Origin of the sequence: Pseudescherichia vulneris (genome assembly GCF_902164725.1) — a bacterium.
In the GTDB taxonomy this organism is placed as follows: Bacteria; Pseudomonadota; Gammaproteobacteria; order Enterobacterales; family Enterobacteriaceae; genus Pseudescherichia; species Pseudescherichia vulneris.
Window position 1 is genome coordinate 220559 of record NZ_LR607338.1, and the last position, 10215, is coordinate 230773.

The window sequence follows — 10215 nt, forward strand, 5'->3', positions numbered from 1 at the left end:
CCGGGCGATTATGACTTTACGCTTTATGCCCCGGCAGGACCGTATTCATAATTTGACTTGCCGTATCGGCGATCACTTTACCGGCGGAACGGTCACCTTTGGCCATCGATGACATAAAGGCTTTTGCCTGCTCCAGCGTAATATGCGGCGGTAGAGGTGCGACTTCCGGGTCGGTTTTAACCTCCAGCACTACCGGGCGATCCGCACTCAATGCTTCGTTCCATGCGTCATGCAGCTTTTCTGGATCGTCGATGAAGATCCCTTTCAGTCCAATGGATTCCGCAAACTTAGCGTAAGGCACGTCTGGCACATCCTGAGTAGCCTCAAACCGGGGGTTTCCCTCCATGACTCGCTGTTCCCAGGTCACCTGATTAAGATCTCCATTGTTAAATACGCAAACAATGAGTCGTGGATCGGACCAGCCCTGCCAGTACTTCTGAATAGTAATTAGCTCAGCCAGATTATTCATCTGCATCGCGCCATCGCCGACCAACGCAACGACCGGTTTTTCCGGGAAAGCAAACTTAGCGGCGATAGCATAGGGTACCGCTGCACCCATGCAGGCTAGACCGCCTGACAGTGAGGATCGCTGGCCCTGCTTTATTCTGAAATCACGTGCGTACCAGTTTGCGCAGGAGCCTGAGTCTGACGTCACGATGGCATTGTCCGGCAACAGAGGCGACATCTCCCACACTACGCGTTGAGGGTTAACCGGGTTAGCTTTCGCCATGGCCCGCTCCTCCATTTTCTCCCACCAGGCCTGAACAGAGACCGCGATCTTCTCCTGCCATGCACGATCGTCATTGTGCTTAAGCAGAGGGAGTAATGCCTGCAGCGTACTGACCGCATCACCGTGCAAGTTCACCTCAGTGGGATAACGCAACCCCAGCATGGAGGCATCAATATCAATCTGTACGGCTCGCGCCTGTCCCTCTTTGGGTAAAAACTCAGTCCACGGGAAGCCAGTACCAATCATTAGCAGCGTGTCGCACTCCTGCATCAGATCCCAGGAGGGCTCAGTACCCAGCAAGCCGATACAGCCCGTAACGAACGGCGCATCGTCAGGCAGGATATCTTTACCCAGCAGCGCTTTCGCTACCCCTGCACCCAGCAGGTTAGCCGTCTGAACCACTTCAACGGCGGCATATCGCGCACCCGCGCCAATCAGAATCGCTACTTTTTTACCCTCATTGAGGATGTCAGCAGCACGCTGGAGATCGTACTGATAGGGAATAACCTGCGGGCGTTGATAACCGGTGCCGGAATGGGTAAAGCCGTGGGCATGCTGGGGCTCCTGCCACTCTTCATCCTGAATATCTTTTGGCAGGATCAGCACCGTGACGCCGTTATTAGCCTTGGCGATACGTACGCCACGATCCACCAGATGGCGAACCTGGGAAGGGGTTGCCGCTTCCTGCACGAAGTTCGCTACGTCGCTAAACACGCGATCGAGGTTGATCTCTTGCTGATAATTTGAGCCGCGGGCCGTGGCCTCAGCCTGGCCAGCAATGGCGATCACCGGCATATGATCCATACGGGCGTCATACAGGCCTGTCAGCAGGTGGGTCGCGCCTGGCCCACCGGTAGAGAGACAAACGCCAGGCTCACCGGTAAACTTGGCATGGGCGCAGGCCATAAAGGCGGCCATCTCTTCGTGGCGCACCTGGATAAACTCAATTCCGTTGCCCGCTTTTTCAGCACGCTGTAGCGCACCAAGCACGCCGTTAATACCATCTCCGGGATAGCCATAAATACGGGTCACTCCCCAGGCTTTTAATCGTTCTACAAAGAAGTCACTGGTCATCTGGGTCATTATTTTGCCTCGCTTCAAGTGTTTGTTCGAGGATAGTTCACCTAAGGCAAATTGGGGAAAAAGGGGGAGTTCTCTGAACAATGCTATGTTTAAAAGAGCAATTACAACGGAGAGTACCGGTGCGCAAAGAATTTGATTATGAGCAGGACTTTACTGAAACCGATTTTCGCCAGCATCCTGAACGTTACCAGGTTGGCCGGGGAGAGCAGGGCGTATTGCTGGTCGAGCCGTATAAGGGGGAGATCCTGCCCTTCTGGCGTTATAAGGATCCGGAGTCAGCGCAGAAATCAGCGGAGCAAATTTACGCCCTGTTTGAGGAGTACCGCAAGAATGATGACTTTGTCGGTATGGATATGGCGCGTAAGTTTATTCAGATGGGGTATACCCGCGCCCGGCGCTACGCTAATTACAAAGGCGGCAAAAAGTATGATGAGAATCGCGAGCTCAATCCGCGCGGTAACGATCCGATCAAAGCCGCGGCGGCAGCGATATTTAAAACCTGGTGGGATCGGATCCGCGCCGATGAGGATTACCTGAAGCGCAAAAAAGCACACCAGGCGAAATGGGGCTAGTGCGCCAGCTGCCAGACGGCGTAACCGGTCGTTGCTCCCGCGACATCCCAGGCAAAATCTTTCCAGCTCCAGCCGCTCCCTGCCGGGCGGCTATCCCACAGCTCCTTTGACGCGCCAAGGCTTAATGAAAACATAACGCCGAGAACTGCGCTGCGATCGGCGCTAACGCCCTGGTGCTGGGCATACTCATTCCCGGCAGCAGAGAGCATGGCGGAAGCGAGAAAGTGCTGGGCTTTGTCCTGACCGTGCCACTGGTCGTCAGCCATATGCGTGCAGCCGGTTAGGGTCAGTAGGGCAGAGAAGATAAGAGCGCGCATCGCCAATCCCAATAAAAAGGCCCCATCAATGACGGGGCCAGACTCTATGTTGAAGTTACAGAATACGGCTGATCAGCCTGTCGATACGTATCCGGCGCAGACGGCGGATGAGCTTACGCACCTTAACCGGGTATTCGGCAATGCTTTGCAGATCGCGATAGTGTTTCACCACGGTGGTGTGGGTGCGGATCAGCTCCAGCTCTTTATCACGCTGCGGGGCCAGCTCCTGCTTCGGATCGTGAATAAGGATCGCGTTTTCCAGATCCAGTCGCCACGCGCGTGGGTTAAGGTTGTTGCCGGTCAGCAGCAGCCACTCATCATCCACCCACATTCCTTTCAGGTGATAGCTGTTATCCGCGTCTTTCCACAGGCGAACAATGAGCTGATCGGTATTCACATAGTACTGCAGGCGGCTCAGGAAACGACGCAGGTTGATCTCGTAGAGATAGGGCAGCGCACCGATAATCTTAAACGGCTCGTTTTCTGGAATATAGAAGTCGTTCGCCGTCTTATCCCCGACGATAATCTCTACCTTTTTGCCTTCACGCAGCAGCTGAATGATGTTGCGTACCAGCACCGCCGGCAGGTTAAAGTAGGGGGTGCAGATCGTCAGCTTCTGTTCGGTGCACGGCATCAGATGGAAGATCGTCTTGTTGAGCAGGCTGGTTTTGCCAAGGCCCACCAGCGGTGTCACCGCCAGCTGCTCGTTATCCGCATCGCCCTGGAAATGATAGCCAGCGTCACGCAGCTCCTGACGGAACTGGCGGATATCATTTTTGATTTCCGGGCTTTTAGGCCGCTGGTCGCTATCAAGACGATTAACGCCGCACCCCTGAATCAGGTTATTGTCGACCCACTCCAGCATAATGTCTGCCATCCGCGCGTTGCGGATCAGCTGGTAACGGTCGTAGCGATACTTCTCGTGCTGATGCAGGTAGACGTCGTTCAGGCTGGCACCGCTGTAGAGCACGGCATCATCAATGATAAAACCTTTGTAGTGCAGCACGCCTAGCGCTTCGCGGGTATTCACCGGTACGCCATAAACGGCGATGTCGACGCCAGGATTCTCCTGCGCCAGACGGCAGTACCAGTCGGCATTGGTGTTGGCCGCTGCGGCACCGATCCGGCCACGCTGGGCGCGATGCCAGTCGACCAGGACGCGGACATCCAGCTCCGGACGCTGGCGTTTCGCTTCATAGAGCGCCGCCATAATATCTCTACCGCCGTCGTCCTGCTCAAGATAGAGGGCGATAATACAGATGCGTTGTGTCGCACTGGCAATCTGTTTTAGCAGCGTTTCCCGAAAGTCGGCGGGAGAGTAGTAAAACGTGACATCATCAACTGACTGAGAAAGCTTAGGTAGTTGAGCAAGGTGTTGTTGATGTTTATTACGCTTAAATTTTGACAACATCACAGTGCGTATCTTCTCTGTTTATTGAAGGGTCTCTGTATCATGCATCTACAGAAGCATGCAGACCACATAAGCGGACAATGATAACACCAGAGCCAGCGAAAGTGGTCAACATTTCCAGTACCTTACTCAGGAGTCGCCAGGCCCGGCAAGAGGAAGCGTCAGGCTAACAATCCCGTCCTCTAGCTGGATATCGACGGTAAAGCCGAGTTTGCGTGCCAGCGTTACCATACCGCGATTATTAGGCATCGTAATACCATTCAGACGCATGAGACCATGATCGCGGGTGTAGCCAATAAGTTTCTCCAGCAGGCGTCGCCCCAAACCCAAACCCTTGAGGTCGGAACGGACCAGCACGGCAAACTCCGCATCAACGTTGTCAGGATCGGAGATCGCCCGCGTCACGCCAAGGATCTCTTCGCCGTCGTCAGTGCGTCGCACGGCAACGATCGCCATCTCCCGATCGTAGTCGATCTGGGTCATATTGGCTAAGTCCTCATGGGTGAATTCGTTGATCTCACTGAAGTAACGATAGTAAAGATCCTCTTTTGTGACCTTGGCGATAAAACGCTGCAGGGCCGGTTCATCTTCGGGGAGGATCGGACGGAACAGGCAGGCGTCACCGTTTTTCAGCGTCACGCTCTCCTCAAGATGCTGGGGATAGGGACGTATCGCGAGCCTACTTTCGCTGCTGCCGTTAAACGGCGCCAGCGTCAGCGTGACGTCGAGGGCGGTAAACTCCCCGGCGGAGGCCAGCAGCGGATGAATATCCAGCCGCTGGATCTCTGGGCAGTCAACGATCAGGTTAGATACCCGCACCAGAAACTGGCTTAAGCCGATGACATCTAGCGGCTGTAAGCCGCTGCGTCCACGGATCTTCTTATTCTTGATGGCCTGAATAACCAGGTAGCGGGCAAGGTTCATGTTCAACGGCGGCAGCGCCACCGCGGCCTGATCCTGTGCTCGCCACGCTACGCCACCTTCGCCCAGCATAATCAGTGGACCAAACACCGGATCCTGCTCTACCACGACCCGCAGCTCCTGGGCACCGGCGCGGTTAGCCATGCTCTGCACCTGCAAACCGTGCACCCGTGCCTGGGGCCAGCGCATCTTAACCCGATCGATAATCGCCTCTGCCGCCTGCTGTACCTCCGCAGCGGTGCGCAGATAGAGCATTACGCCCTGAACTTCCGACTTGTGCGGGATATCCGGCGAGCGCAGCTTCAGGGCGACGGGGTAGCCAATCTGTCCGGCAATGTGCACCGCCTCTGCGCTATCGCTGGCAATCCAGGTCGGGAGCGTGTGCAACCCGTAGGCGCGAAGCACCGGCTGGACCTCATGCGTATCAAGCGTGGTGGCTCCCTCATCGATAGCCTGCTGCAACAGCTTATGCGCTTCGGCCGTATCGGCGGTCAGATTGCTGGGCAGAGCAGGCGTCTCCCGGAGCTGCTTCTGGTTACGACGGTACTCCACCATATGCATAAAGGCGGTAATTGTTCCCTCCGGCGTCCGGTAGGTCGGCAGTCCCGCTTCGCTAAACAGGCGGCGGGCCTCCTGGGAAGAGAACTCCCCGCACCAGTTGGTCAGCACGGTGACATATTTACCGCGTGGATGCTTTTTCAGGGCGTCAATCAGGGCCAGCGCGCTTTCACTACCCGGTGCCACGGCGCTGGGGGAGTGGATCACCAGCAGAGCGTCATAGTCGGTACTGTCGAGCAGGATATTAAGCGCAGTGATATAGCGCTCGCTGCTGGCATCGTCGCGCAGATCCAGCGGGTTATCCGCCGCGACCGATCCCGGCAGCGCCTCACGCAGGCGGGAGAGGGTCTCTTCCCCTGGCGTTGCCAGCTTGCCGTTGCGCAGCCACAGCTCGTCCAACGCCAGCGCCGCCGGTGCCGCGCCGTTGCTGATAATCATCAGGCGCTCTCCACGCAGCGGGCGCATATGGCTCAGGGTCTCAACGGCAGAGAAAAGCTCATGGGTATCCTGCACCCGCAGCAGGCCCGCGCGCTGGATTGCCGCATCCCAGGCGGGATCCATCCCGGCGTTAACGTGCAGCAGGCGCTGTGCCGCCGGGCTACGGCCGCTTTTGATCACCAGTATGGGCTTATTACGTGAGGCGCTACGGGCGGCGGAGACAAAGCGCCGGGCGTCGCTCAGGTGTTCCAGGTAGAGCAGAATAGCGCTGGTTTTGCTGTCGCGGGCAAGGAAGTCCAGAAGCTCATCGACGTCGATATCCAGACTGTCACCGAGGGCGATAAAGTAGGAGAAGCCCATTTCGCGCTGCTGGGCCCAGTCGAGAATGGTATTGGACACCGCCGCCGACTGGGAGATAAAGGCCAGCTTACCGCGCGCGATCGGTACGGGAGAGAAGCTGGCGTTGAGCCCCTGCCAGGGAGCGAGCAGACCGAGGCTATTTGGCCCCAGCAGGCGCATCTGGAAACGGCTGGCGCAGGCCATCAGATCGGCATACTGTTCCGGCGGTGCAGAGAGGATAATGCAGGTCTTGCACCCTTTTTGGCCTAACGCTTCCAGCAGGCTTAGGTTGCGTTTCGCATGGGTACAGAGCACGGCGAGATCCGGCGTAAAGGGCAGGCTGGCGACGTCCGGCCAGGCCAGCACCCCCTGCACGGCTTTCCAGGCCGGGGTCACCGGCAGCACCGGACCGGCAAAGCCGCCGGCCAGTAGGTTACGCATCATCAAAAAACCGGCGCGATCCGGCTTCATTGAGGCACCAATCACCGCAATCGACTTAGGGCGCAGCAGCGCTTCCAGTCCTCGTTGGCTCATACCGGTCTCCAGAAAAGAGTGACCTGATGATTTTAAACGCTTTCTTCGATATCCGCTGTGACGCTGCCCTTATGCTGCGTTTTTCCTGCCAGATAGCGGGTGCGGAAGCAGGCGAAGTGATCCCCCAGTGCCTGAGCGGCAGGCTGATCCGCAGCGAGATCGAGCAGGGCGATCGCCACCTCTGCCGTGCAGTACTGCCCCTCAACCTGAGCTTCGCGCAGGCGGTAGGCAGAGACGCGGGAGAGATCGACTGAGATCACCGGCAGTGCATCAAGATAAGGACTTTTACGGAACATCTTTCGCGCCTCGGTCCAGGTTCCGTCGAGCATAATAAACAGCGGTGGCTTACCGCTGGGCGGCGTGGTGATGACCTGACGCTCGCTGCCCGCATAGGCGGCGGGAAAGACCACCATCGGTTGGTAATCAGGATCGGCGACCAGATCCAACAGCGCCTGCGGCGGCTCGGTGCGTGACCACTGGAACGCGGCGGTATCCGGCAGGATATCGGCAATCAGGCGTCCGGTATTGCTGGGCTTCATCGGTTCGGTATCAAACATCACCAGACAGAAGCGGCTGCGGGCAGAGCTGGGCTGCAGCGTGGCGCACAGGCACTGCTTTAGCGGCAGCAGGCAGCGCTGGCAGCGGCGGATACGGTTTCCCCGAGCGAGAAAAGGGCGAGTAGCGCGGGCAAGACGTTGCGCCCGAAGTTGCAGTACGGCGTTATTGGTCACGGTCATAGAGGTGGCGCAGAAAAAACGCCATTGTGGCAGAGGGAAAAACGGGGCACAAGCGCGCCCCGGAAGATTAGAGTGATTCGTTCAGCCAGCTATCGAACGGCGCTTTCGGCACTGCGCCGCTCAGCATGTCGATAACCTCACCATTTTTGAACAGCATGATGGTGGGAATGCTGCGGATGCGGAAGCGGGCGCTTAGCTCGCGCTCGGCTTCGGTGTTTACCTTCACAAAGCGCACTTTGCCGCTGCGCTCTTCGGCAACGTCTTCAAAAATCGGGGCAAAACTGCGGCAGGGGCCACACCAGGGTGCCCAGAAATCTACCACTACCGGCAGATCGTCTTTCAGCAATTTGTCCAGCGTATCGCCAGTGGCGTTAATCACGTCGCCATCGAAAAGCTCGTGGCCACAGCGTCCACATTTCGCGCCGTCGGTAGCATGGTCATCGGGAATGCGGTTCAGTGCCTGACAGCTTGCACATACGGTATTCATAACTAACCTCTGGGTAGTGCGGTGGGACAGAGTATGTTTCCAATATGTTACATATTATCTTTGAGCCGGTGTGAAACGACAACGCGTTTTATTCAATGAGTACAATAGTCGCAGGCTTTTAAATGAAGTAATGGCTATGCGTCTGCACATCGGGTAATCTGCGCGCTTCGCGCAGCGCTGGTGGAGAAAAGCATGAACGACGAACTGAAAAACAAAAGCGGCAAGGTCAAAGTGATGTATGTCCGCAGTGATGATGATTCCGATAAACGTACCCATAACCCGCGTACCGGGAAGGGGGGCGGACGTCCGGGATCGTCTCGTGCAGACGGTGGCCGTCGCCCCGCCCGCGATGAGAGAAAACCTTTTGGTCGCGATCGTGACCGTGATAACGACCGTGACGGCGGATCGCCGTGGCGCACCGTCTCCCGTCCGCCCGTTGCCGACTCGGTAAGGGACGAGGAGGAGTCAGCCAGCGGCAAGCCGGTTATCGATCCCGAAGTGATCCGTCGCCAGCGCGCTGAAGAGACGCGCGTTTATGGTGAAAACGCCTGTCAGGCCCTGTTCCAGAGCCGCCCGGACTGCATCGTCCGCGCCTGGTTTGTCCAGAGCGTGACTCCGCGCTTTAAAGAGGCGCTGCGCTGGATGGCCGCTAACCGCAAGGCCTACCATGTGGTAGACGAAGCCGAGTTGGCTAAAGCGTCCGGAACCGAACACCACGGTGGGGTCTGCTTTATTATCAAAAAGCGTAGCGGCATCTCCGTACAGCAGTGGGTGAGCCAGGCGGGTGAGCAGGATTGCGTTCTGGCGCTGGAGGATGTGGGTAACCCGCACAACCTCGGCGCGATGATGCGCAGCTGCGCGCACTTTGGCGTGAAGGGCGTGGTGCTGCAGGACGCAGGAATTATCGAGTCTGGCGCAGCGGTACGTACCGCTGAGGGCGGGGTCGAGCACGTGCAGGCGATCACCGGTGATAGCGTGCTTGATGCGCTGGATGCGTTCCGCAAAGCGGGCTACACCATTGTGACGACCTCCAGCCATGAAGGTACGCCGCTTTATCAGGCCGAGCTGCCGAAGAAGATGGTGCTGGTGTTAGGCCAGGAGCGTGACGGTCTCTCCGATGCAGCGCTGGCCAGCGCCGATCTGAGTCTTGCTATTCCGGGCACCGGCAACGTTGAAAGTCTTAACGTCTCCGTGGCAACCGGCGTTCTGCTCGCCGAGTGGTGGCGTCAGAACAAAGCGTAATGCTTTCAGGCCCGGCTGGCATCGCGCTGCCGGGCCCGATCCCTTCGCTATTCGCTCTCTGCCGGCAGAACCGGCATCCAGTCAATCGGCTTCTCGCCATGCTGCTCCAGCCACTCGTTAGCCAGCACAAAATGGTTACAGCCAAAAAATCCCCGGTGCGCCGACAGCGGTGAAGGGTGGGGCGCTTTCAGAATGTGGTGGCGCTGACCGTCAATAATCGCCCCTTTCTTCTGCGCGTGGGATCCCCACAGTAAAAAGACCACGTTCTCGCGATGCTCGTTAATCAGGGCGATCACCTTATCGGTAAAGGTCTCCCAGCCGAGGCTGGCGTGGGAGTGCGCCTGGCCTGCACGCACGGTCAGCACCGTGTTGAGCAGCAGCACCCCCTGACGCGCCCAGCTCTCCAGATAGCCGTGCGTGGGCCGGGTAAACCCTGGAATCGAGCTCTCCAGCTCTTTGTACATATTGAGCAGCGACGGGGGCGTAGCGACGCCGGGGCGGACGGAGAACGCCAGGCCGTGTGCCTGTCCCGGCCCGTGATAGGGGTCCTGACCCAGGATCACCACCTTCACATCCCCCAGCTCGGTGAAGCGAAAGGCATTGAACACATCCTTCTGTGGCGGGTAAACCGTCACGCCAGCCTCGCGTTCGGCGGCTACTGCGTTAAGCGTATTGGTAAAGTAGGGCTGCTTTTTCTCTTCAGCCAGCACGTCGTGCCATGTTTGCGAAGTGGTCATTCCGGTCTCCTGCCTCTTTTGATGAGCCTAAGCTTAACTGCTTCTTTCCGTGGAATAAAATGTGTAGGCAAAAATGCAGATAAGAGCTTAAGAAAATTTGAGAAAACAC

9 protein-coding genes are annotated in these 10215 nt (G+C 57.5%); 2 read left to right on the top strand and 7 right to left on the bottom strand.

Annotated elements, in window-relative coordinates; translation table 11 throughout:
* Positions 1–16: 16 nt before the first annotated feature.
* Positions 17–1813 carry a thiamine pyrophosphate-requiring protein gene (locus tag FN633_RS00915; protein WP_154056424.1) on the bottom strand — a complete coding sequence of 599 codons (1797 nt, stop codon included), beginning with the start codon at positions 1811–1813 and terminating at the stop codon, positions 17–19.
* An 80-nt stretch (positions 1814–1893) separates the two neighbouring features.
* Here FN633_RS00915 and FN633_RS00920 point away from each other — a divergent pair, with 80 nt between their 5' ends.
* Positions 1894–2385: a DUF4385 domain-containing protein gene (locus tag FN633_RS00920; protein ID WP_154056425.1), complete on the top strand. Its 492-nt coding sequence runs from the start codon at positions 1894–1896 to the stop codon at positions 2383–2385.
* Here FN633_RS00920 and FN633_RS00925 read toward each other — a convergent pair.
* The 5 genes from FN633_RS00925 to trxC all read right to left on the bottom strand — a co-directional run bounded on the left by FN633_RS00925 (position 2382) and on the right by trxC (position 8127).
* Positions 2382–2702, bottom strand: a complete 321-nt coding sequence (locus FN633_RS00925; RefSeq protein WP_154056426.1) for a YfiM family lipoprotein — start codon at positions 2700–2702, stop codon at positions 2382–2384. The two genes, FN633_RS00920 and FN633_RS00925, sit on opposite strands and share 4 nt — an antisense overlap.
* Before the next feature lie 55 nt (positions 2703–2757).
* The gene (gene pssA, locus FN633_RS00930) at positions 2758–4113 is read right to left on the bottom strand and encodes a CDP-diacylglycerol--serine O-phosphatidyltransferase (RefSeq protein WP_154058780.1); all 1356 of its coding nucleotides are present in this window, start codon (positions 4111–4113) and stop codon (positions 2758–2760) included.
* Positions 4114–4242: 129 nt separating this feature from the next.
* A complete protein-coding gene (locus FN633_RS00935) occupies positions 4243–6903 on the bottom strand; it encodes a bifunctional acetate--CoA ligase family protein/GNAT family N-acetyltransferase (protein WP_154056427.1) in 2661 nt (886 codons plus the stop codon).
* A gap of 32 nt (positions 6904–6935) precedes the next feature.
* Positions 6936–7634: a tRNA-uridine aminocarboxypropyltransferase gene (gene tapT, locus FN633_RS00940; protein ID WP_154058781.1), complete on the bottom strand. Its 699-nt coding sequence runs from the start codon at positions 7632–7634 to the stop codon at positions 6936–6938.
* Positions 7635–7707: 73 nt separating this feature from the next.
* Positions 7708–8127, bottom strand: coding sequence for a thioredoxin TrxC (gene trxC, locus FN633_RS00945; RefSeq protein ID WP_154056428.1), 420 nt, complete (start codon positions 8125–8127; stop codon positions 7708–7710).
* A 192-nt stretch (positions 8128–8319) separates the two neighbouring features.
* On the opposite strand from trxC, the gene FN633_RS00950 reads away from it, so the two are divergent.
* Positions 8320–9369: a tRNA/rRNA methyltransferase gene (locus FN633_RS00950; RefSeq protein WP_154056429.1), complete on the top strand. Its 1050-nt coding sequence runs from the start codon at positions 8320–8322 to the stop codon at positions 9367–9369.
* Positions 9370–9416: 47 nt separating this feature from the next.
* Here the strand turns inward: FN633_RS00950 and ung are convergent, their stop codons facing one another.
* Positions 9417–10106 (bottom strand): uracil-DNA glycosylase, encoded by a 690-nt coding sequence (gene ung, locus FN633_RS00955; RefSeq protein WP_154056430.1) that lies wholly within the window; start codon positions 10104–10106, stop codon positions 9417–9419.
* Between the last annotated feature and the right edge of the window lie 109 nt (positions 10107–10215).